Origin of the sequence: Mesorhizobium sp. M7A.F.Ce.TU.012.03.2.1 (assembly GCF_004006095.1) — a bacterium.
Classification (GTDB): domain Bacteria; phylum Pseudomonadota; class Alphaproteobacteria; order Rhizobiales; family Rhizobiaceae; genus Mesorhizobium.
Map to the genome: position 1 here is coordinate 6,309,496 of NZ_CP034779.1, position 22,727 is coordinate 6,332,222.

Below are 22,727 nucleotides of genomic sequence, written 5' to 3' on the forward strand. Positions count from 1 at the left end.
CAGGACCCGGCTTCAGCGCGGCGCCCCGACCTTCCCACAGGTCGCGGGCGCCGCTCGACTGAGCAGTTCCACCAGACCGGCAACATCGGCGCGGTCGGCCTTGGCCGGCGGCATGAATGCACAGTAGGGATGCCCGAGGCGCACCGAGACGGAGGAGAGCGCAATCAGCCGACCGGCCGCCAGATCGGCGCGCGCCATGACCCGCTGGCCAAGCGCGATGCCCAGGCCCAGCCTTGCCGAGGCGATCGCAAGGCTGGACAGGCCGACGCGCCGCCCGTGCGACGGGTTGGGTGAGCGGCTGCCGCCGGAGGCCGCAAACCAGTCAGCCCAGGTGGGGTGCGAGGCATAGTTCGGCCCCCAATTGGTGTGGATGAACTGGCTCTCGTGCAAATCCGCCAGACTGGTATCGCCATTGCCGTGCCGGTGCCAGAATTCCGGTGCGCAGACAGGCAGGACGTCGTCATGGACGAGACGGACGAGTTTCAATCCGGGATAGTGATAATCGCCATAGCTGATGCGCAGGTCGATGTTCTGGCGCATCAGGTCGACCGGATCGTCCTCGACCCGAACGTCGATCGCCATCTGCGGAAAGGCATCGAGAAGTACCGCCAGCCTCGGCGCCAGCCACAGTTCGGCCAGCGAGAACGGCACGCTGACGACCAGGCGCGTCCGCATCCCGCCCTCCAGCATGCGCTGGCCTATAGCGGCGATGTCTCCCAAAGCCTTCGCGGTCTGTGGATAGATGGCGTGGCCGGCATCGGTGAGCGCAATGCGGTTGCCGGTGCGCACGAACAATTGCTTGCCGAACCAGTTCTCAAGATTGCGTATCTGCTGGCTGACCGCTGCAGAGGACACGCCGAGTTCAGAAGCGGCCAAGGTGAAGCTGCCGGCACGGGCGGCAACTTCAAAAGCCTTGATCGCATTCAGCGGCGGCAACCGTTCCACAACAGATCCATAAGTTTTTCTTGCTCAATCCTAATTATTTTCGACGTTGAGAGAAAGATTTTTTTGCCGTCTCATAGGCTCGAAACCTTCGGAGCCATGACGATGAAAGACATCCTCGATCTCGACCGCTATCCGCTCGACCGCGAAGGCAGCGCCGAATGGCAGCGCCTTGTCGAACAATCCGTCGCCGCGCTCGAAGCCGACGGCATGTTCAATCTGGAAGGGTTTTTGCGCCCCGGCGTGGCGGAACAAGCCGTGCGCGAAATCCAGCCGGTGATGGCCGCGCGCTCGCATGTGCACAAGCGGATGCACAACATCTACTTCAAGCCTGACATCCCCGAGCTTGCACCCGACCATCCGGCGCTGCGCAAGGTGGAGACCATCAGCCACACCGTCTGTGCCGACCAGATTCCGGCCAGCGTCGTGCTCGCCATCTACGAATACGAACCGCTGCTGCGCTTCCTGGCGGCCACGATGGGCAAGACCAGGCTGCATGTCATGCAGGATCCGCTGGCGCGAACCAATGTCATGGCCTATCGCGCCGGCGAAGCTTTGAACTGGCATTTCGATCGTTCCGAATTCACGACGACGCTGCTGCTGCAGGCAGCGGAATACGGCGGCGACCTCGAATACCGCACCGATCTGCGATCTGACAGCAATCCCAACTATGACGGCGTCGCAAGGCTGCTGGACGGGCGCGACCCCGATGCAAAGATCCTGCGCATGAAGCCCGGCACGCTGAATGTCTTCCGCGGCAAAAACACCGCGCATCGCGTCACCACGGTCGAAGGCGAGCGCGAGCGCATGATCGCGGTGTTTTCCTACTATGAAAAGCCCGGCGTGATGTTCAGCCCCGAGGAGCGGGTCGGCTTCTACGGCCGTGCCGCCTGAGACCGAAAGGCCGACATGCCAACGGCCCCAAGAATCCGAAGATGACCTCTTGTTAGATTGTCGACAATCTGCTTGTCTTGCTTTCGATTTCCCTGGGAGTGGCCGAATGGCGAAAGCGGATTTCAGTCCGATTGCGGACACGACGCGACGCGCCGAGATCGTCGCGCTGTTGCGGCGCGCGATCCTGACCGGGCAGCTCGCACCCGGCCAGAAGCTCAACGAGCTGCGGATTTCCGAACAGATGCGGGTCAGCCGCGCGCCGTTGCGCGAGGCAATGCGCGAACTGGTCCAGGAAGGCATCCTGACCAGCATCCCCTATGCCGGCACCTTCGTCATCGAGGTCACAGCCAAGGACATCGACGATGCCTATTCGTTCAACAAGGTGATGGACGAACTGGCCATCGAGCGGGCGTGGCCGCTGCGCGACCAGCGCTTCTTCGACGAGCTCGACCGGCGTCACGAAGCCGTGAAGCAGGCGACCCGTGCGTTGGACACGACACGCCAAATCGAAACCGCGCTGCAACTGCATGGCCTGATCTACGAATGGGCCGACAATTCGGTGCTGCTGGAAACCTGGCAGCGGCTGACCAGCCGGCTGCAGATGTATTTTGCGCTCCACCAGCATGCCCGCAATGAGCCGGTGCCGGCCGAAGACGTTCACGAAACCTATGTGCGGTTGCTGAAGGGCAAGGACATGCGTGCAGCCCAGCGCCATGCCAGGGAGCACATCGATCTCGATTTCGAGGAGTTGCTTGCCTATGCGCGCGGCCTCGAACAACGCCCGTCGAGGGGCGCCTGACCCGTTCCCCACCATCACAGACAGCGGACAAGACACGTGCAGATCGAAACCATCAAGGCCTACCATGTCGTGCAGCCCTTCGTGGACGGGCCATACCGCATGTCGAAGGGGCGCGAGGCCGACGCTTTCGACGCGGTGATCGTGTCCATTGCATCAGACAGCGGTATCACCGGCTGGGGCGAGATGGCGCCGCTCGGCAATTTTTACTCGGCAGCCTTCCCGGCCGGCGTTCGCGCCGGCGTGGTCGAGATCGCGCCGCATCTGATCGGCCATGATCCGCGCGGACTAGCCAGCATCGGCCGGCTGATGGACACGGTGTTCAAGGGTCATCCCTACATCAAGTCGGCGCTCGACATGGCCTGCTGGGATCTGGCGGGGCGCGCCGCCGACGTGCCGCTGGTCACGCTGCTCGGCGGCAAGGAAAGCGACACCGCAGAACTCTATAAGGTCGTCACGCACGGCAGCGTCGACGCCATGGCCGCGCTGGCCAAGCGCATCGTCAAGGACGGCTTCCACCGGCTACAGGTCAAGGTCGGCGGCAATGTGCATGACGACATCGAGCGTGTCACCGCGGTCGCCGCCTCGGTGCCGAAAGGTACGGTCATCTTCTGCGACGCCAATGCCGGCTGGACGCCCTATCAGGCGCGCCAGTTCGCCGACGCGACGCGCGCCATCGACTACACGTTCGAGCAGCCCTGCACGACGATCGACGAGAACATGTCGGTTCGCCGCATGCTTGACAAACCGATGGTGCTCGACGAATCCGTCACCTCGCTCGAGGCGATGCTGGAAATTCATCGCCTGGGTGCGGCCGACGGGCTGACCCTGAAGATCTCGCGCCTTGGCGGGGTGACGAAGACGCGCCAGATCCGCGACGTTGCCGTCGACCTCGGCTTCATGATCACGGTCGAGGACACGGGCGGCGCCGAGATCGACACCGCGGCGATGGCGCATCTGTCGCTGTCGACGCCGGAAGAGCGCCGGCTGCATGCCATCGCCTTCCATGAATGGGTGACGGTGCGCACGGCGTCGAACATGCCCCCGGTCACCGGCAGCCGCATGGGCGTTCCAGATGGCCCCGGCCTTGGCATCGATGTCGTTCCCGATTTGCTCGGGAAGCCCTTCTTCGAGGTCGGCCGCTGAGATGAAGATCCGCAGCATCAAAGCCACGCCGATCAATTTGCGCCTCGAAGCGCCCTATGCCTGGGTGTTCGGCGAGCTCGACGGATTTTCGCCGACGATTGTCGAGGTCGAGACCGAGGATGGCTTGATTGGCCTTGGCGAAGCGCCGATGCCAGCGGCGGCCGCGATTATCAACGATGTCCTGGCGCCACGGCTGGTCGGCCGCGATGCCTTCGACATCGCCGGCGCCGAGCATGTCTGCCTGCCCTTTTGGACCGGCGTGCAGTCGATCAACGACCGCACCCGCATCATGGCCTTCGGCGCCATCGAGATGGCGTTGTGGGACCTGCGCGGGAAGGCGTGGAACCAGCCGCTCTACCAGTTGCTTGGCGGCGCCGTGCGCAAGGACATCCCGTTCACCGACTATTTTTCGCTGCGCGGTGACGGGCCGAAGGTGAAGGGCGAGACGACGCCCGAGGAAGTCGCCGACTATTGCGTCGAATTGCACGAGACGCATGGAACGACCTTCTTCGAAGGCAAGTTCTCGACCGAAGATCCGAAAGTCTCGCTCAGGATGGTCGAGCTGATCCGCAAGAAACTCGGCGACGATGCGATGATCCGTATCGATTCCAACCAGGCTTATTCACTCAGCACCGCGCGGCGGCTGGCGCGCCCGCTGGAAGAGTTGGGCGTGCGCAACTGGGAGGATCCGGTGGCGACGATCGAGGAGATGCGCGAATTGCGGCGCCATTGCTCGATCCCGTTCTCGACCCACAACATCGACATTGCGCGCGCCATGGAAACCAAGGTTCCGGACGCGTTCGTCGGCAACCCGACGACGCATGGCGGCATCGGCCGGCTACTGCGCTTCGTTGGCGCCTGCGAGCACGCCGGCATCGATTTCTGGTGCTACAGCGGCGACAGCGGCATCGGCAGTGCCGCCTATCTGCACCTGTGCGCGGCACTTGGTTGGATCAGGGAGCCGAACCAGTCGCTGTTTCGCATGCTGCCGATGGATGTCACCGAGGAAGGGCCGTTTTCGCCGAGAAACAATTTCGTGCGCGTTCCGGAAGGTCCCGGTCTCGGCGTCGCCTTGTCGCGCAAGAACCTCGCTGCCTGTCACAGAGACTTTACCGAGAAAGGACCGTGCAACAAGTATCATGACCCGGCAAAACCCGGAACCTATCGCCGTTTGCCGCTGAACTAGACGGCGGAAGCAGTGCAGCCAGGAAGCCGGCGCGTCCACGCCACGACTGGATGGACCGGACAAAACCGCATGCTAAGGTTCCTGTCGACAGGCCTCTCTGGCGGCGGGAAAATGGAGCAATCCACGAAATTTCGTCAACCATAAGAAATAGGGGAAAGGGTAAAAACCCATGAGCAAGAACTACAGCATTCTCGACCTGATCCGGCGCAATCGCACGCCGCTTGAAAATCACCTGATCGACGGCCTTGTCGACGGTCGTGTCAGCCGCCGCGACTTCGTCCGTCACGGCAGCCTGCTCGGCCTGTCGCTGCCGCTGCTGGGCCGTATCGGCATGGCAGCCGGCCTCGGCGGCATGCCGTCGCTGGCGCGCGCCCAGGGCGCGCCCGGCGCCACCATCCGTGTCGCCAGCAGCGTGCCGGCAGCGACGATCGACCCGGTCACCATTGCCGACGCCGGCGGCTTGCTTGTCATGCAGCAGGTTGCCGAGTTTCTCTGCGTCGACGGTCCCGATCTGGTGCTGCAGCCGGCGCTGGCCGAGAGCTGGAAGCCGAACGACAACGGCACGGTTTGGACCTTCAAGCTGCGCAAGGGCGTAAAATTCCACAGCGGCGGCGAGATGAAGGCCGAGGACGTCGTGGCCAGCATCGACCGCCTTGCCGATCCGGCAAACTCGTCCAACGCGCTGTCGGTGTTCAACGGCATCCTGCAGAAGGGCGCCTCCAAGAAGGTCGACGACTACACGGTGGAATTCCACCTCGATGCGCCGAACGGCAACTTCCCCTACATGCTGTCGTCCGACAACTACAACGCCGTCATCATCCCGGCGAGTTACAAGGGCGACTACGAGAAGAGCTTCGACGGCACCGGGCCGTTCAGAATAGAGAAATACACGGCAAAGGTCGGCGCCTCCTTCGTCCGCAACGAAGACTATTGGGGTCCGAAGGCACTGCCGGAACGCACCGAATTCACCTTCTTCACCGATATGCAGCCGCAGATCCTGGCGCTGCAGGGCGGACAGGTCGACATCATCAACCAGATGCCCGTGCTGGCCGGCGTCGCTCTGCTCAACGATCCCAACGTCGACATCATCAGCCTGAAGTCGTCGGCCCATCAGCAACTGCACATGCGCTGCGACGAGGGTCCGTTGAAGGATGCGCGCGTGCGCCGTGCCATTGCGCTCTGCCTCGATCGCGACAAGCTGGCCGCCGGCCTGATGAAGGGACGCTCCGCTCTAGGCAATGACAGCCCGTTCGCCGCCGTCTATCCTTCGACCGATACGAGCGTGCCGCAACGCAAGCAGGATATCGCCCAGGCCAAGCAGCTTATGGAAGCAGCCGGCCTTGGCCAGGGCTTCAAGATAACCCTGACCACCGAACGCTACCTGGAAATCCCCGAATACGCCCAGCTAATCCAAAACTGGGTCAAGGAGATCGGTGTCCAACTCGACCTCAACATCCTCGACCAAAGCGGCTATTACGGAGACGCGGTGTTCGGCAAGTCGAACTGGCTGGATTCGGTGATGGGCATCACCGACTATGGTCACCGCGGCGTGCCGAACGTCTATCTCGCGGCACCGCTGAAGAGTGAAGGCACCTGGAACGCGGCACACTTCAAGAACAAGGACTATGACGCGCTGGCGACCAGCTACATCGCAGCCCTCGACCTCGAGGCACAGAAGGCCGACGCCGGCAAGATCCAGAAGCTGCTGCTCGAGGAAACGCCTGTCATCTTCGGCTATTTCTACGACTATCTCACGGCGACGGCGAAGGGTGTGGCCGGCGTGCAGCCGACCGCCATGTCGCAGCTGTTCCTCGACAAGGCATCGAAGGCCTGAACGGAAGGGAAAGCCAATCCTCTAACAGCCAGCTCCCGCATGGGGGCTGGCTCCACAAGGAGTCCTAGCCATTCTCTCCTTCCTTGTCCGGCGTGTCTCGCTGTCGCTCGTCACGCTGTTCCTGCTCAGCATCATGGTGTTCCTGGGCGGCCAGGTGCTGCCCGGCAATGTCGGGCGCGCCATATTGGGCCCGTTCGCCGACCAGCGCGCGGTCGACGCGCTCAATCACACGCTCGGCGTCGATCGCCCGCTGCTAACGCAATACTGGAGCTGGATCTCCAACTTCGTCCAGGGCGACATGGGTACGTCCTACATCTTCCGCTCGCCGGTCGCGCCTTTCGTCATCGATGCGCTCGGCAATTCGATGAAGCTGGCGGCGGTCGCCTTCGTGCTGGTGGTGCCGATCGGCATCCTCGGCGGCGTCGTCGCCGCATTCAACCTCAACCGCCCGCTCGACCGCATCATCAGTCTCGGCGGCCTGTCGGTGACGGTGCTGCCGGAATTCGTCACCGGCATCATCCTGATCCTGATCTTTGGTGTCTGGCTGCGCTGGCTGCCGATATCGGCCGCATGGCCGCGCGACGCCGGCTTCTTCACGCAGCTCTATTACCTGATCCTGCCCTCGCTGCCGCTGTTCCTGGTGCTGTTCGGCTACATCGCCCGCATGGCACGCTCCGGCATGATCGAGGCGCTCGATTCCGACTACACGCGAACGGCCGTGCTGAAGGGCCTGCCCTGGCGCACGGTGATCTGGCGGCATGTGCTGCGCAATGCGCTGCTGCCGACCATCACCGTCATCGCGACGCAGACCGGCTACCTCATCGGCGGCCTTGTCGTCATCGAAACGCTGTTTCGCTACCAGGGCATCGGGTCGCTGATCTTCACCGCCGCGCGCGGCAAGGATTTCCCGATGCTGGAGTCGGGCATCCTCACCATCGGCATTGTCTATGCCTTGGCCACCCTTGTCGCCGACTTCCTCTATTCCGTGCTCAATCCGCGTATCCGTCTGGGGTCAGATCAATGAGCGCCGTCCAAACCAGCTCTCCGACACCAGACGACACGCGCCGGCGCGGCCCGCTGGCGGAGGTCTTTTTCTCGCTGCTGCGCTCGCGCACATTCCTTGTCGGTTTCGCCATCGTGCTGTTCTGGGTTGCCTGTGCGCTGTTGGGCGAGCATTTCGCACCTTACGATCCGCTCGCCGACGACATCATCAACGCGCTGGCGCCGCCCTCTTCCGAACACTGGTTCGGCACCGACCAGATCGGCCGCGACGTCTTCTCGCGCGTCATCGTCGGTTCGCGCGACATCCTGACCGTCGCACCGCTGGCAACCTTGCTGGCGACGGTAGCCGGCACGGCGCTTGGCCTCCTTACCGGCTATTTTCGCGGTCTCGTCGACGATGTCGTCAGCCGCATCCTCGAAGCCTTCATGGCGATCCCGGTGGTCATCGTTGCGCTGTTGGCCATCGTTGCGCTCGGCACCTCCAAGACGACGGTCATCGTCGTCATCGGTCTCAGCTTCGCGCCGATCATCGCGCGCACCGTGCGCTCGGCGGTGCTGGCCGAGCGCGAGCTCGACTATGTCGCCGCCGCACAGCTTCGGCATGAAAGTGCGCTGCATACGATGTTCGTCGAGATCCTGCCCAATGTCATCCCGCCGATCCTGGTCGAAACCACCGTGCGGCTCGGCTACGCCATTTTCGCGGTCGCCACGCTCTCCTTCATGGGTTTCGGCATCCAGCCGCCCTCACCCGACTGGGGGCTCTCGATCTCCAACAATTACGGCATGATCGGCGGCGGCTTCTGGTGGACGGTGCTGTTCGATGCGCTCGCCATCGCTTCGCTGGTGATCGGCGTCAATCTGGCGGCCGACGGCGTTCACGGAGCGCTCAATGACTAACTCCGCCAAGGCCGAAAACGCGCTCGAACTCATCGATCTTTCGGTTGCCTACCGCGTCGCCGGCCGCAATCGCGCCGTGCTGCGCAACCTCAGCCTCACCATCGGCCAGGGCGAAGCCTATGGGCTGGTCGGCGAGTCCGGTTGCGGCAAGTCGACAGTGGCGCTCACCGTCGTGCGCTATCTGCCGAGAAATGGCTCGATCACCGGCGGCGCGATCTCGCTCGACGGCCAGAATGTGATGAAACTTGACGCCGAAGCGCTCAGGCGGGCGCGCGCGGAAAGCGTCTCCATGGTCTATCAGGACCCGGGCAAGGCGCTGAACCCATCGATCCGCGTCGGCCGTCAGCTGACCGAGATTTTTGAACTCGGCGGCGTTTCGGGACGAGCGGCCACTGACCGGGCGATTGCGATGCTGAACCGAGTGCGCATCTCCGACCCCGTCAGCGTCATGCAGCGCTACCCGCACCAGCTTTCCGGCGGCATGCAGCAACGCGTGGCGATTGCCATGGCGCTGGCCAACGATCCGTCGATGCTGATCCTCGACGAGCCGACCACCGGCCTCGATGCGACGGTGGAGGCCGAAGTGCTCGACCTGATCGCACAGCTCAGGCAGGAACTGTCGGCCTCGATCCTGTTCATCAGCCACAACCTCGCCGTCGTTTCCAACATGTGCGACCGGGTCGGCGTGCTCTATGCCGGCATGCTGGTCGAGGAAGGGCCGACGGAGGTCGTGTTTAACGATCCGCGCCATCCCTACACGGTCGCCCTGCTGCGTTGCCTGCCGCGCGGCGGCCAACGCAAGGATCAGGGCCGGCTCGACACCATTCCGGGTTTCCTGCCCGGCATCGGGGCCGACATCAAGGGCTGCGCCTTCGCCGATCGCTGCGCGCTCGCCGACGATCCCTGCCGCAGCGAATTGCCGCCGCTCTATGATCTGGGCGGCCGGCTGTCGCGCTGCTTCCATCACGACAAGGCGCAAGCGCTGCCGCGTGCCACACCGAGCGATGTGGCGCCCGCCCCAAAGCCGGCGGCAGCACCGGTGCTGCGCGTCGCCGGGTTGAACAAGACCTATTCCAGCCACGGTCATGCACTGCGCGCCGTCAAGGATGTTTCGGTCGATTTGCGGCCCGGCGAGACGCTCGGGCTGGTCGGCGAATCCGGCAGCGGCAAGACGACCTTCGCCAGGCTGCTGCTCGGCCTGGTGCCGCCGGACGAAGGCGGCACCATCGAACTTGAGGGCAAGGCGCTGGCGCCCAGGCTGGAGAACCGCAGCGACGACCAGATCAAGGCGATGCAGATCGTCTTCCAGAACCCGGACTCCGCACTCAACCGCTCGCATTCGATTCGCCATCTGATCGGCCGGGCGCTGAAGCGGCTGGCCGGCCTCTCCGGCAAGGCGCTGGAGGCGCGCCTCAACGACCTCGTCCGCTCTGTGCGGCTCACCGACCGGCATCTGGCCGTCAAGCCGCGCCAGCTCTCCGGCGGCCTGAAGCAGCGCGTCGCCATTGCGCGCGCCTTCGCCGGCAATCCGCGCATCGTGGTGTGCGACGAGCCGACCTCGGCGCTCGACGTCTCGGTGCAGGCTGCGATCCTCAATCTGCTCGCCGACCTTCAGTCGAAGGAAGACGTCAGCTACATCTTCATCTCGCACGACCTTGCCGTGGTGCGTTACCTCTCCGACAAGATCGCCGTGCTCTATCTCGGCCGCATCATGGAACTCGGACCGTCGGAAGATGTCTTTTCCGGCCCGCATCACCCCTATACCGAGGCGCTTTTGTCGGCCGTGCCCAAACTCGACCAGACCGATACGGCACGCATTCGTCTCGACGGCGAGATCCCCAGCGCCACCAGCCCGCCGTCAGGCTGCGTGTTCCACACGCGCTGCCCGCGCAAGATCGGCCCGATCTGCGAGCAGCAGGAGCCGCCACTCGGCGAGGCCCAGCCCGGCCATTCCATCCGCTGCCACATTCCTTACTCCGAACTGGCCAGGCTGCAGAGAGCGGTCGTGACCGAGCCGGCATAGCGCTCTCGCTCGCGTGGCTTGGCCGGTCAGATCTGGTCGGCCATGCTGAGAGCACGGTCACCTTCTGAAAAGCCCTGCCCTCCGGCCCAGTCCCTGGCCAGCGTGCGCAGACCTGTGAGCGCGACATCCAGAACATCCGAGGACACGGGGTTCGAGGGATAGGCGAGGTAGATCGGCCGCTGGAATACCGGTGTGTTGTCGATGCGCCGCATCTCGCCGCGCTCGATATGACCGCTGACGGCACTGAGCGGCAGATAGGCGGCGGCCTGCTGCGACTGCACGTGCTGCAGCCCGATGAAGACCAGCCCGGCCGAAATCGCCGGCTTGACCATGCCGGCAAAGGCGCGGTCGTGCTCGATGCGGAACTCCAGTCCCCAGTCCATCAGGATATAGTTTTCGGTCCATGGCTTGGTCTGTGCGGCGTGCTGGACGAGCACGACCTGATCGACGGCCAGCGTCTCGTAGACAATGCCGGGATGCGGTCGCGGCAGATAGAGGATGCAGATGTCGAGCAGGCCTTCCGCCAGCTGGTCGATCGCCAGATCCGGGAAACTGCCTTCAAGCCGCAGCGCCACGTTCGGCCGCCTGGCGCGCATCCACTCGACCCATGGCGAGGTGATGCGGTCCCAGAGATAGGCAGGCGCGGTCAGCCGCAGCAAGGTCTCATAACCATCGGGAACGGCGATATCCTGCCGTGATTGCTCCCATGTGCGGGTGATAGACGATGCGTGCGGCAGGAACTGCCGGCCGGCCGGCGTCAGCGTGACGCCATCGCGGTCACGCACGAAAAGCCGGCGTCCCAGCTGATCCTCCAGTCCCCTGATCCGCGCACTGACCGTGGACTGGGCGAGGTTGAGCCGGCTGGCCGCGACGGTGAAGCTGCCATGGGTGGCGACTTCGAGAAAGCTGCGCAGATTCTCAGTGTCCATGCCCACCTCCTGCATCGAAAATTTCGATGACTCCTATCAAAAAATATCGCTTTCCGGCGACAGTCAACAATGAACTAGATGGCTGAACCCCAAGACAAGCGAGGAATCCAGCCATGCCCAAGCATTTCCGGATGATCGACAACGCTCGCAGAACACTCACTGCAATCGAAAATTCCGCTGTCGACGAATTGCTGGCCGGCAGGATGGACCGCCGTGACTTCCTGCGCCATGGCAGCGTGCTTGGGCTTTCCTTGCCGTTCCTGGGCAGTCTCGTCGCGGCGGCCGGCCTCGGCACACAGCAGGCCCGCGCCGAGGGCAAGCCGGGCGGCACGGTGCGCGCCGGCGTGGCGACGCCGGGCGGCGCCATCGATCCCGTCACCTACTATGACAGCGGCAGCTACCAGCTGGTTTTCCAAACCGCCGAGTTTCTCTGCATCACGCAGCCGGACCTCACTTTGAAGCCTGTGCTGGCAGAGAGCTGGGCGCCGAACGAGGATGGCAGCGTGTGGACCTTCAAGCTGCGCAAGGGCGTGAAATTCCACAATGGCGAGGATTTCAAGGCCGACGACGTCGTCGCGACCTTCGACCGGCTGGCCGATCCCAACGGCGCTTCCAACGCGCTTTCGGTGTTCAAAGGCCTTCTTTCGAAGGGCGGCACCCGGAAGGTCGACGACCACACCGTCGCCTTCCATCTCGATGCGCCGAATGGCAGCTTTCCCTATTCAGTGTCGATCGACAATTACAACGCCGTCATCCTGCCGGCGAGCTACAAGGGCGATTACGAAAAGACGTTCGAAGGCACCGGACCGTTCCGGTTGGAAAGCTACACGCCAAAGGTCGGCGCGACCTTCATCCGCAACCCCGACTATTGGGGTGAGAAGGCGCTGCCCGACCGGCTCGAATTCAAGTTCTACGGCGATGTGCAGCCGCGCATCCTGGCGCTGCAGGCCGGCGAGGTCGACATTCTCGATGCCGTCCCGCTCGATGTCAGCCAGGTCGTGCTGAACAGTCCTGATATCACCGTCTTGCGTGTCGCTTCGACCGCGCACCGCCAGTTGCACATGCGCTGCGACACCGGCCCCTTCACCGACAAGCGCGTGCGCCAGGCGCTGGCGCTGTGCATCGACCGCGCCAAGCTGGTCGACGGCTTGTGCCGCGGCATGGCGGCGACTGGCAATGACAGCCCGTTCGCGCCGGCCTTCCCGGCGACCGACAAGTCGGTGCCGCAACGCGTCCAGGACATCGCCAAGGCCAAGCAGTTGCTCGAGGCGGCGGGTCTCGCCGAAGGCTTCGACATCACGCTGACCACGCTGCGCTATTCCGACATTCCGGGCTATGCGCAATTGTTCCAGAATTTCGCCAAGGAGATCGGTGCGCGCATCTCGCTCAACATCGAGGACCAGGACAAATATTACGGCAAAGCGGTGTTCGGCCAGTCGGACTGGCTGGACAGCCCGCTCGGCATCACCGACTACGCGCATCGCAGCGTGCCAAACGTCTTCCTCAAGAGCCCGTTGGTCAGCGACGGCCCTTGGAACGCGGCGCATTTCAAGAGCCCGGCCTATGATGGCATGGTCACCAGCTATCTCAAGGCGCTCGATGCCGGCGCGCAGCGCGCTGCCGCCTCTGACATCCAGAAATTGCTGCTCGACGAGACGCCTGTCATCTTCAGCTATTTCCCCGATCTGCTGGTGCCGGTGCGCAAGAATGTCAGCGGCCTTCCGCCGATCGCGGCCGGCCTGCTGCTCGACCGCGTGTCGTTGAGCTGATCGTGCGCCAGCGCCCGATGACAAAAGAAACAAAACGGGAGACTACCATTCGCAAGCCCCATCTGCGCGGCCGTGGGCCGCATTTTCCGCTGCTCGACACCATCGTGCAGTATGAATTCGAGCCGGGCTACATAGCCTTCACCATGCCGACGCAGAAGCGCCTGCGTGTGCAGGTGGGATCGATGACCGTGGCCGATACGACCAATGCCTTGGTGTTCTACGAATCCGATCACCTGCCGGTCTACTACTTCCCGATCGGCGACGTTCGCGAGGAATTCCTGCTGCCGAGCAAGACGACGACAGAGGACCCGTTCAAGGGCACAGCCACCCACTATTCACTCAACACCGGCATCACGCTGGTCGAGGACGCGGCCTGGCGCTATCTCGATCCGGTCAAGGGCTGTCCGCCAATATCCGACTACATGTCGTTCACCTGGAGCAAGATGGGACACTGGTTCGAGGAGGACGAGGAGATCTTCGTCCACGCCCGCGATCCGTTCCGCCGGGTCGACTGCCTCCCGTCGTCGCGGCGCGTGCAGGTCATTCTCGACGGCGAACAGGTCGCCGATTCACGCCGCGGCGTGTTCCTGTTCGAGACCGGCCATCCGGTGCGCCACTATCTGCCGATCGCCGACACGCGGCTCGATATGTTCGCGCCCAGCCGCTACATTTCGCGCTGTCCTTACAAGGGCATCTCCAACTATTATCACGTGACGACCAAGGCCAAGCGTCACGAGAACCTGGTCTGGTATTATCCCGAGCCGGTGCACGAGGCGGAGCGCATCAAGGGGCTGGTCTGCTTCCACCACGAACTGGTCGACAAGATCCTGGTCGATGGCGTCGAAATCCCGAAGGAAGCCACGGCCGCGTCGAGCGGTTATTTCTGAGTATCGACGCCGCTTGAGCCATTTGCGCACGGGCGCTTGATCGAAGCACGGCTCAGCGCATACCCTCCCTGGGCCAGGGAGGGCACTCGATGGATCTTTTCAAACTGAACGGCGATGTCGCGCTGGTCACCGGCGCCGGCAGCGGCATCGGCCAGGCAATCGCGATCGGGCTCGCCGAGGCAGGCGCCGACGTCGCCTGTTTCGGCCATGCATCGAAGGGTGGGCTGGACGAAACCGCGCACCGGATCACGGCGCTCGGCCGCAAAGCGCTGGTGCTGACCGGTACAGTGACATCGCAGAGCGATCTCGCGACGGCGATCGATCGCGTCGAGAGCGAACTCGGTGCGCTCACCGTCGCCGTCAACAATGCCGGCATTGCCGGCTCCGAGCCCGCCGAGACGATGCCGCTGGAGACGTGGCAGAAGGTTCACGACGTCAATGTCGCCGGCGTGTTCCTGTCCTGTCAGGCCGAAGCGCGCAAGATGCTGGCGCGAGGCAAGGGCTCGATCATCAACATCGCCTCGATGTCGGGCACCATCGTCAACCGCGGCCTGACGCAGGCGCACTACAACTCTTCGAAGGCTGCCGTCATCCACATGTCCAGGAGCCTCGCCATGGAGTGGGCCGATCGCGGCCTGCGCGTCAATGTGGTTAGTCCCGGTTACACGCTGACGCCGATGAACAAGCGGCCAGAGGTGGCGGAAGAGGTGAAGATCTTCAAGCGCGACACGCCGATGGGGCGCATGGCGGCGCCGGAGGAAATGGTCGGGCCGACGGTGTTCCTCGCCAGCCGCGCAGCGAGCTTCGTCACCGGCCTCGACCTGATTGTCGATGGCGGCTACGTCTGCTGGTAAGAGCTCAGCTTCGCCTGCAGTCTGAATTTGTACGTCTCGCGAAGCGTTAGTCGTTGCGCGACATGAACCTTGGTATATATAATTTCATCCTATGAAACGGCCTTGGCGAGATGGGGCTTACCAGGCGGGTAGCCGAGATCATACGACCTTGATGGCTCGCACCTTGCAGGGCGCCGCAGGACTGGCATTCGATCCGCAGATGACCGCTCCCTCAGCGATCCGTCGGCAGTCATGACGCCGACACTCCGATCCTGTTCCATCATCACCAGAATTGAGCACCATCTTGCCTGCACTGGCCAAAGCCGGGGCAACAATTTGGCGCCGACGGCCTTGCGCAAAGACCAGTCTTTCCAACACAATCAAGAAAAGCCGCAAGAAGGGAACGAACGATAATTTTCACAGCTTGAAGGAGAACAAGCATGTCATTTCGCAGCCAGATCTCGAAACTCTCGATGAGCGCCGTCGCGCTCGCGACATTAAGCCTGCTGACACCTTCCGCCCAAGCCGCCGCACCGGAATCCAACGATCCGATCAAGATCGCGCTGTTCGACTGGACCAGCGTCAACCTCAACGCCAAGATCCTCGGCGGCATCCTGGAAAAGCTCGGCTACACAGTCGAGTATCCGACCGCCGACTATCTTTCCAGCCTGACCACAGGCCTCACCAATGGCGATCTCGATGTCGGCATGGAATTCTGGGACACGACCGCCGGCGAGGCCATGAAGGCCTCCGATGCGACAGGCCAGACCGAACGGCTGGGCAAGCTCGGCCCCAAGGCCAAGGAAGAATGGTGGTTTCCCGAATACATGAAGGAGAAGTGCCCCGGCCTGCCCAATTGGGAAGCGCTGAAGGATCCGAAATGCGCCGAAGCCTTCTCGACGGCGGAGACCGCACCGAAGGGGCGCTATCTCGGCGGCCCGGTAACATGGGAAGGCTTTGACGACGAGCGCGTCGAAGCGCTGAAACTGCCCTTCACCGTCATCCATGCCGGCACCGACGCGGCGATGTTCGCCGAGTTGGACTCGGCCTATCAGCGCAAAGCGCCGATCATGCTGTGGATCTATTCGCCGCATTGGGCGCCGGCCAAATACAAGGGCGAATGGGTTGAATTCCCCGAATACACGCCCGAGTGCTACAACGACCCGAAATGGGGCACCAACCCCGACGCCAAATATGATTGCGGCAAGCCGCATGGCGAGATCTGGAAGTACTCCTGGGCCGGCATGAAGGACAAATGGCCGGTCGCCTACAAGGTGGCGAAGGCCTACACGGTCGACACCGACGAGCTCAACAAGATGAGCGGCGAGATCGATCTCGGCGGCAAGACGCCGGAAGACGTCGCCGCCGCCTGGATCGCCGCCCACGAAGCCGACTGGAAAGCCTGGGCGCAGTGATCGTTCCGACTGGAATATGAGACCCGGCTGCTGATCAGCCGGGCCTCGGTTCTTGTGTTCCAGAAGGACGTTTGAATGACGGACAAGACTGAACAGGGCGCCAAGGGGGCGGGCACGCCAGAAGATGCCCGCCCGATAAAGCTTGCCTGCCGCAATGTCTGGAAGCTGTTCGGATCGAACGCGGCCAGTTTCATCCGCGAACGCGACGGCAAGGCCAGCATGGCCGACGTCACAGCTGCCGGACTTGTCGGCGCGGTGCGCGCCGTCGACCTCGAAATCCGCCAGGGCGAGATTTTCATCATCATGGGCCTGTCGGGCTCCGGCAAGTCAACGCTGGTGCGCTGCATGTCGAGGCTGATCGAGCCGACCCACGGCAAGGTCGAATTCGAAGGCAAGGATCTGCTGAAGATTTCGGATGCAGCGCTGATCGAGTTGCGACGCCATCGCATGGGCATGGTGTTCCAGAATTTTGCCCTGTTGCCGCATCTCAACGTGCTGGAGAACATCGCCTTCCCGCTCAGCATTCAGGGGCAGGACCGGCCGACACGCGAGGCACGGGCGCGCGAGGTCATCGAACTTGTCGGCCTGCGCGGCCGCGAGCATTTCTATCCGCGCGAATTGTCCGGCGGCCAGCAGCAGCGTGTGGGCATCGCCCGCAGCCTCGCGACAAAACCGGAAATCTGGTTCCTCGACGAGCCGTTCTCGGCGCTCGACCCGCTGATCCGCCGCGAAATGCAGGATGAGCTGATGCGGCTGCAGACCATGCTGCACAAGACCATCGTCTTCATCACCCATGATTTCGACGAGGCGATCCGATTGGCCGACCGCATCGCCATCATGAAGGATGGCGAGGTCATCCAGATCGGCACGCCGGAGGAGTTGGTGGTCAATCCGGCGACCGACTATGTCGCCGAGTTCACCCGCGACGTCGACCGCGCCAAGGTGATCTCGGCACGCAGCCTGATGCGCGCCTGCGACGGCTCGGAGCATGGCGGAACGGTGGCGCCGGAGGCCAAGGTCGCCAGCTTCTCTGCCGGTATCGTTGCCGCCAACAAGCCGTTCGCGGTGGTCAACGGCACCGGCAAGCCGATCGGCGAGGTGACGCCGCAGGCGGTGATCGATTTGCTGGCCGGCATCGATCGCTCAAGGGTTGGCGCATGACGGTGACGGCAAGCGCCAGCGAGGCAAGGTCGCGGCCGATCCAGGTCTGGCTGCTGATCTGGGCGTTCGCGCTTGCCGCCGTGCTTGTCGTGTTCTTGCTGCAGGACCGCCTGCCCTGGGCCGTCAACTATCCGGCAAGCGCCGTCGTGCCGGTCGCCGATTGGGTCAGCGCGATGATGCGCTGGATCAAGTCGAACCTGTCCTGGCTGACCCGCTCGATCACCGCGGTACTCGGCGTTCCCCTCGATTTCGCGCTCAATCTGCTGGCCAAGAATTTCAAGATCGGCCACGGCGCTGACGCCTCTGTCCTGCCGCGCCTGTCCTGGGTCGGCGTCTGCGCCGCCGCCTTCCTCGCCGGTCATGCCGCTGGCGGCAGAAAACTCAGCCTGCTGGTCGGCGGCTGCTTCCTCTACATCGCCCTGTTCGGCCAATGGACCAGCGCCATGCTGACGCTGGCGCTGATCTCCATCGCCGTGCCGTTCTGTATCGTCACCGGGCTGTTCGCCGGCATCTGGGCGTGGCGCAAGCCATGGGCCGAAAGGCTTATCGTCTCCCCTGCCCTCGACCTGATGCAGACGATTCCGACCTTCGCCTATCTCATCCCGATGCTGCTGCTGTTCGGCAACAGCCCGGTCTCGGCGATGATCGCGACCGCCATTTTCGCCACCCCGCCGATGGTGCGAGCGACGATGCTCGGCCTGTCGCGGGTGCCGTCGGAGATCGACGATTTCAGCGAGATGGCAGGCTGCACGGCGCGGCAGAAACTGTGGCGAGTGCTGCTGCCCTCGGCACGGCCGACACTGATGGTCGGCGTCAACCAGGTGATCATGCTGGCGCTGAACATGGTCATCATCGCCTCGATGATCGGCGCCGGCGGCCTCGGCTACGACGTGCTCCTGGCGCTGCGCGCACTGAAGGTTGGCGAGGCGATGGAAGCCGGCCTTGCCATCGTGGCACTGGCCATAGCGCTCGACCGGCTGAGCCAGGCCATCGCGCACAAGCAGGCCAAAGGCCATGCCCATCAGGAGATGAGCCCGAGCCTCTGGCAGCGTTACCCCAATCTGACGCTGGCCATCGCCATCCTTGTGGTGACGACACTTCTCGGCCTGTTCGTGCCGGCCTTCGCAGCGGTGCCGAAGGCGATCACCTTCACCACCGCGCCGCTGTGGAAAGCGGCCGTAAACTGGGTGACGATCAATTTCTTCGACACGATCGAAGCGTTCCGCGTGGCGCTGATCCTTAATTTGCTGAACCCGCTGCGTGCCTTTTGCGAAGGGTTTCCCTGGCTGGGCGCGGTGTTCCTGCTCGGCCTTGCCGGCTATCAGCTCTCCGGCCTGCGGCTGGCCGTGCTGGTGGCAGCGCTGACTGCCTTCTGCGCCATCACCGGCCTGTGGGAAAAGACCATGGCAACCGTCTATCTCTGCGGTATCTCGGCCTTCATCGCCTGCCTGGTCGGCATCCCGATCGGGCTGATGGCTTCGCGCAGCGACCGCTTCGAGAAGATCGTCACGCCGGTCATCGACACGCTGCAGGTGCTGCCATCCTTCTGCTTCATCATTCCGGTGGTGATGCTGTTTCGGGTCGGCGATGTCACGGCGATGATCGCCACCATTGCCTTCGCCGTGGTGCCGGCCATCCGCTACACCAATCACGGCATCAGGCAGGTGCCGCCGGCGCTGATCGAGGCGGCAAAGGTGTCGGGCTGCACGCCGCGCCAGACCTTCTTTCGCGTGCAACTGCCGCTGGCGCTGCCGGAGATCATGCTTGGCGTCAACCAGACGATCCTGATGGCGCTGGCGATGATCATCATCTGCGCCATGGTCGGCACCCGCGATCTCGGCCAGGAAGTGTTCATCGCGCTGTCCAAGGCCGATTCCGGCCGCGGCATCGTCGCGGGCCTGGCCATCGCCTTCATCGGCATTGTCGCCGACCGGCTGTTCGGCGCCTGGACGGCGAAAGCCAGGGCAAGGCTGGGGTAGCAGGCGCCGCCCTACTCCGCCGCGACGCCCTTCACCTCGAGATAGCTCTCCATCGAATCGTCCAGCGCCTGCAGCCACGGCGTATGATGCAGCGGCGCCATGGTCCCGGTCATCAGCGAGCGGTAGGCGTGGTCGCGGAAGCTCATAATGTCTTCGCCCTTGTGGTGTTCCCATTCCATGAAGGTCTGATTGACCGCCTCGACGTCGAAGCCCGGATAGTCGGTCTGGTCCATCAATTCCTTGGTGTAGTCGCCCTGGAACCAGATCATCTGCTCGGCGTCTTCGAGCGTTTCCTCACGCGCCCTCCATTTCGCGCCGTGCTCGGCCATTGCCTTGGCCGACGGCAGCTTGATGCGGCCCATGATGACGTCGCGGGCGAACCAGGCCTGCGCGTCGAACATGTTGAAGGTGTAGAACTGATCCTGCATGCCGATATAGGAAAGCTGCGGGTTCTTCTCCCAGACGACGCCTTCATAGAGATCGAGAGGCCACATGCGGTTGGCGGTCTTGAGCTTCAGATCGTCGGTGAGGAAGGGGAAGGAATGGAGATAGCCGGTGCACAGGATGATGGCATCAACGTCTTTCGTGGTGCCATCCTTGAAGTGCGCGGTTTTGCCGACGACCTTCTGTAAGAGCGGCACCTCTTTCCAATTCTCCGGCCATTTGAAACCCATCGGCTTCGAGCGGTAGCTGGAGGTGATGGATTTGGCGCCATATTTGTAGCATTGCGAGCCAATGTCCTCGGCCGAATAAGAGCGGCCGATGATCAATATATCCTTGCCCTTGAATTCCATCGCGTCGCGGAAATCGTGGCTATGCAGGATGCGGCCGTTGAAGGTCGAAAAGCCCTCGAAATAGGGCACGTTGGGCACCGAGAAATGCCCGGAAGCGACGACGACATTGTCGAACTCTTCGGAATAGGTGACGTCGTTGGTGCGGTCATGCGCGGTGACGGTGAATTTCTTCGTCTCGTCCGAAAACGTCACCATGCGCACCGGGCTGTTGAAGCGCACCCATTTGCGCAGGCCGGATTTCTCGACGCGGCCCTTGATGTAGTCCCACAGCACGGCGCGCGGCGGGTAGGAGCCGATCGGCCGGCCGAAATGCTCCTCGAAAGTGTAGTCGGCGAATTCCAGGCACTCCTTCGGTCCGTTCGACCAGAGATAGCGGTACATCGAGCCGTGCACCGGATCGCCATGCTCGTCGAGGCCCGTGCGCCAGGTGTAGTTCCACAGGCCGCCCCAGTCCGACTGCTTTTCGAAGCAGACGATCTCGGGAATGTCGGCGCCCTTGTCGGCCGCCGACTTGAAGGCCCTGAGCTGTGCCAGGCCGGACGGGCCGGCTCCGATGACGGCAACGCGACTTTTCATGGCAGGCCTCCCGATCTGGTTTCGACTTTTGTCTTGACGCAATTCCCAAGGGGAAAGCGCTATGCGCTTTTCCCGGAATTGCTCTTACGAAACAAATTTCACTCACAGGACAGTAATTGGCCCTTTCGTGCTGTCAACAGCCCGATGCTGAAACAAGGTTTCGCCGATGTGGATTTCCCGCGAAAAACCGGACGCGGCCGAACATCATTATCATGCGCATGCGCGTTCACGCGACTTGCCGTCGCAGTTGCGCTGCTGTATCGGCACCTGACATGTTCACCTAGAGTGAAATAAATCCGCAGGAGTGCCGGGGGCGACATGGCGAAGAAGGTTTCCGATTCCAAGGCTGGTCCCGGCGATGCAAAGGCCAAGCCGGCGCCAAAGGTTTCGGCCGATGGCAAGACCATCCGCGCGCCGCTGACGCAGAACCCGCATGCCATTCGCGACACCCGCGAAAAAGTGCTGGAGGTGGCGATCGGCCGCGAGGTGCGCGCCTTCCGCAAGAAGCTCGGCATCACTGTCGCTGATCTCGCGGTCGCCACCGACATTTCGCTCGGCATGCTGTCGAAGATCGAGAACGGTATCACCTCGCCGTCGCTGACCACCTTGCAGGCGCTGTCGCGGGCGCTCGGCGTTCCGGTCACCGCCTTCTTCCGCCGCTTCGAGGAAGAGCGCAGCGCCGTCTTCGTCAAGGCCGGCCAAGGCCTCGATGTCGAGCGCCGCGGCACCCGCGCCGGCCACCAGTACAACCTGCTCGGCCATATCGGCTCCAACACCAGCGGCGTCGTCGTCGAGCCCTATCTGATCACGCTGACCGAGGATTCCGATGTGTTCCCGACCTTCCAGCATGAGGGCATGGAGTTCCTCTACATGCTCGAAGGCGAGGTCGTTTACCGGCACGGCAGCAATCTCTACCCGATGAAGCCCGGCGACAGCCTGTTCTTCGACGCCGACGCGCCGCACGGGCCGGAGCAACTGACGAAACTGCCGATGCGCTATCTGTCGATTATTTGCTATCCGCAGAGCGCGGGTTAAGCGGGACTCGATCTCCCCTTGGTCTCTCGTGAGGAGATCGGCTTCGCGACGGCTCCTCTTTTGCACTGGTGATTGGCGAAAGCTGAAGTGACATTCGATCTCCCCCCTGGAGGGGGAGATGTCCGGCAGGACAGAGGGGGGCGAACCGCGATGACGCACAATCTGGTATCCGCCAACAGCCGCCGCAATGCGCGCACGATGCGCAAGGTGATGACCGATGCCGAACTCAAGCTTTGGAATGAGATCAGGGCACACAGGCTGATGGGACTGGGGTTTCGGCGCCAGATGCCTATCGCCGGCCATATCGTCGATTTTGCATGCCCGGACAAAAAGCTGATCGTCGAGCTTGATGGTTCCCAGCATGGCCGGGCCGAAACGTCGGAATCGGACGCTGCAAGAACCGCCAAATTCGAAGCGCTGGGCTGGACGGTCCTGCGCTTCTGGAACGACGATGTCATTCGCGATATCGACAATGTCTGCCAGCATGTCGTGATTGTGGCTGGGCTGGGCGACGCGTCGTAAGCGCGGAGGTGGAGATTGGGCAAGGCAGGCGCTCCACGGCGCCCCCCTCTGCCCTGCCGGGCATCTCCCCCTCTTGGGGGGAGATTGGCTGCTTTGGGGGCAGCGCC

General features: G+C 63.1%; 19 protein-coding genes. 16 read left to right on the forward strand and 3 right to left on the reverse strand.

Annotated features, from left to right (window positions below):
* Window positions 1-12: 12 nt before the first annotated feature.
* Window positions 13-945 (reverse strand): LysR substrate-binding domain-containing protein, encoded by a 933-nt coding sequence (locus tag EJ079_RS31345; RefSeq protein ID WP_127811042.1) that lies wholly within the window; start codon window positions 943-945, stop codon window positions 13-15.
* A gap of 102 nt (window positions 946-1,047) precedes the next feature.
* Here EJ079_RS31345 and EJ079_RS31350 point away from each other — a divergent pair, with 102 nt between their 5' ends.
* The 8 genes from EJ079_RS31350 (at window position 1,048) to EJ079_RS31385 (ending at window position 10,720) form a co-directional block, all read left to right on the forward strand.
* Window positions 1,048-1,836, forward strand: a complete 789-nt coding sequence (locus EJ079_RS31350; RefSeq protein ID WP_127811043.1) for a 2OG-Fe(II) oxygenase — start codon at window positions 1,048-1,050, stop codon at window positions 1,834-1,836.
* A gap of 106 nt (window positions 1,837-1,942) precedes the next feature.
* Complete coding sequence (locus EJ079_RS31355; RefSeq protein ID WP_023808713.1) at window positions 1,943-2,635, forward strand: GntR family transcriptional regulator; 693 nt, start codon at window positions 1,943-1,945, stop codon at window positions 2,633-2,635.
* A 36-nt stretch (window positions 2,636-2,671) separates the two neighbouring features.
* Window positions 2,672-3,778: a mandelate racemase/muconate lactonizing enzyme family protein gene (locus EJ079_RS31360; RefSeq protein ID WP_127811044.1), complete on the forward strand. Its 1,107-nt coding sequence runs from the start codon at window positions 2,672-2,674 to the stop codon at window positions 3,776-3,778.
* Between the two features lies 1 nt (window position 3,779).
* Complete coding sequence (locus tag EJ079_RS31365; protein WP_127811045.1) at window positions 3,780-4,964, forward strand: mandelate racemase/muconate lactonizing enzyme family protein; 1,185 nt, start codon at window positions 3,780-3,782, stop codon at window positions 4,962-4,964.
* Window positions 4,965-5,133: 169 nt separating this feature from the next.
* Window positions 5,134-6,798: an ABC transporter substrate-binding protein gene (locus EJ079_RS31370; RefSeq protein WP_127811046.1), complete on the forward strand. Its 1,665-nt coding sequence runs from the start codon at window positions 5,134-5,136 to the stop codon at window positions 6,796-6,798.
* 70 nt (window positions 6,799-6,868) lie between these two features.
* A complete protein-coding gene (locus EJ079_RS31375; RefSeq protein ID WP_127811047.1) occupies window positions 6,869-7,822 on the forward strand; it encodes an ABC transporter permease in 954 nt (317 codons plus the stop codon).
* On the forward strand, window positions 7,819-8,697 hold the full coding sequence (locus EJ079_RS31380) for an ABC transporter permease (RefSeq protein ID WP_127398729.1): 879 nt from the start codon (window positions 7,819-7,821) through the stop codon (window positions 8,695-8,697). Before EJ079_RS31375 ends, EJ079_RS31380 begins: the two co-directional genes overlap by 4 nt.
* On the forward strand, window positions 8,690-10,720 hold the full coding sequence (locus EJ079_RS31385) for an ABC transporter ATP-binding protein (protein ID WP_127811048.1): 2,031 nt from the start codon (window positions 8,690-8,692) through the stop codon (window positions 10,718-10,720). The genes EJ079_RS31380 and EJ079_RS31385 overlap by 8 nt, the downstream gene beginning before the upstream one ends.
* Window positions 10,721-10,746: 26 nt before the next feature.
* Here EJ079_RS31385 and EJ079_RS31390 read toward each other — a convergent pair whose 3' ends face one another.
* Window positions 10,747-11,649, reverse strand: coding sequence for a LysR family transcriptional regulator (locus tag EJ079_RS31390; RefSeq protein ID WP_127811049.1), 903 nt, complete (start codon window positions 11,647-11,649; stop codon window positions 10,747-10,749).
* A 113-nt stretch (window positions 11,650-11,762) separates the two neighbouring features.
* On the opposite strand from EJ079_RS31390, the gene EJ079_RS31395 reads away from it, so the two are divergent.
* From EJ079_RS31395 to EJ079_RS31420, 6 genes are all read left to right on the forward strand, one after another.
* Entirely contained in the window at window positions 11,763-13,418 is a 1,656-nt protein-coding gene (locus EJ079_RS31395; RefSeq protein ID WP_127811050.1) for an ABC transporter substrate-binding protein, read from the forward strand.
* Entirely contained in the window at window positions 13,415-14,305 is an 891-nt protein-coding gene (locus EJ079_RS31400; protein WP_164874019.1) for a DUF427 domain-containing protein, read from the forward strand. Before EJ079_RS31395 ends, EJ079_RS31400 begins: the two co-directional genes overlap by 4 nt.
* 89 nt (window positions 14,306-14,394) lie before the next feature.
* The gene (locus EJ079_RS31405) at window positions 14,395-15,159 is read left to right on the forward strand and encodes an SDR family oxidoreductase (RefSeq protein WP_127270269.1); all 765 of its coding nucleotides are present in this window, start codon (window positions 14,395-14,397) and stop codon (window positions 15,157-15,159) included.
* A gap of 419 nt (window positions 15,160-15,578) precedes the next feature.
* Complete coding sequence (locus tag EJ079_RS31410) at window positions 15,579-16,553, forward strand: ABC transporter substrate-binding protein (protein WP_127328478.1); 975 nt, start codon at window positions 15,579-15,581, stop codon at window positions 16,551-16,553.
* Between the two features lie 75 nt (window positions 16,554-16,628).
* Window positions 16,629-17,714, forward strand: a complete 1,086-nt coding sequence (locus EJ079_RS31415; RefSeq protein WP_127396302.1) for a glycine betaine/L-proline ABC transporter ATP-binding protein — start codon at window positions 16,629-16,631, stop codon at window positions 17,712-17,714.
* Window positions 17,711-19,693 (forward strand): ABC transporter permease subunit, encoded by a 1,983-nt coding sequence (locus tag EJ079_RS31420; protein ID WP_127811051.1) that lies wholly within the window; start codon window positions 17,711-17,713, stop codon window positions 19,691-19,693. Before EJ079_RS31415 ends, EJ079_RS31420 begins: the two co-directional genes overlap by 4 nt.
* Before the next feature lie 11 nt (window positions 19,694-19,704).
* Here EJ079_RS31420 and EJ079_RS31425 read toward each other — a convergent pair whose 3' ends face one another.
* Window positions 19,705-21,063, reverse strand: coding sequence for an NAD(P)/FAD-dependent oxidoreductase (locus EJ079_RS31425; RefSeq protein ID WP_127811052.1), 1,359 nt, complete (start codon window positions 21,061-21,063; stop codon window positions 19,705-19,707).
* A gap of 318 nt (window positions 21,064-21,381) precedes the next feature.
* Here EJ079_RS31425 and EJ079_RS31430 point away from each other — a divergent pair, with 318 nt between their 5' ends.
* On the forward strand, window positions 21,382-22,098 hold the full coding sequence (locus EJ079_RS31430) for an XRE family transcriptional regulator (protein ID WP_127811053.1): 717 nt from the start codon (window positions 21,382-21,384) through the stop codon (window positions 22,096-22,098).
* Window positions 22,099-22,248: 150 nt separating this feature from the next.
* Window positions 22,249-22,620: an endonuclease domain-containing protein gene (locus tag EJ079_RS31440; protein WP_127320072.1), complete on the forward strand. Its 372-nt coding sequence runs from the start codon at window positions 22,249-22,251 to the stop codon at window positions 22,618-22,620.
* Window positions 22,621-22,727 lie beyond the last annotated feature (107 nt).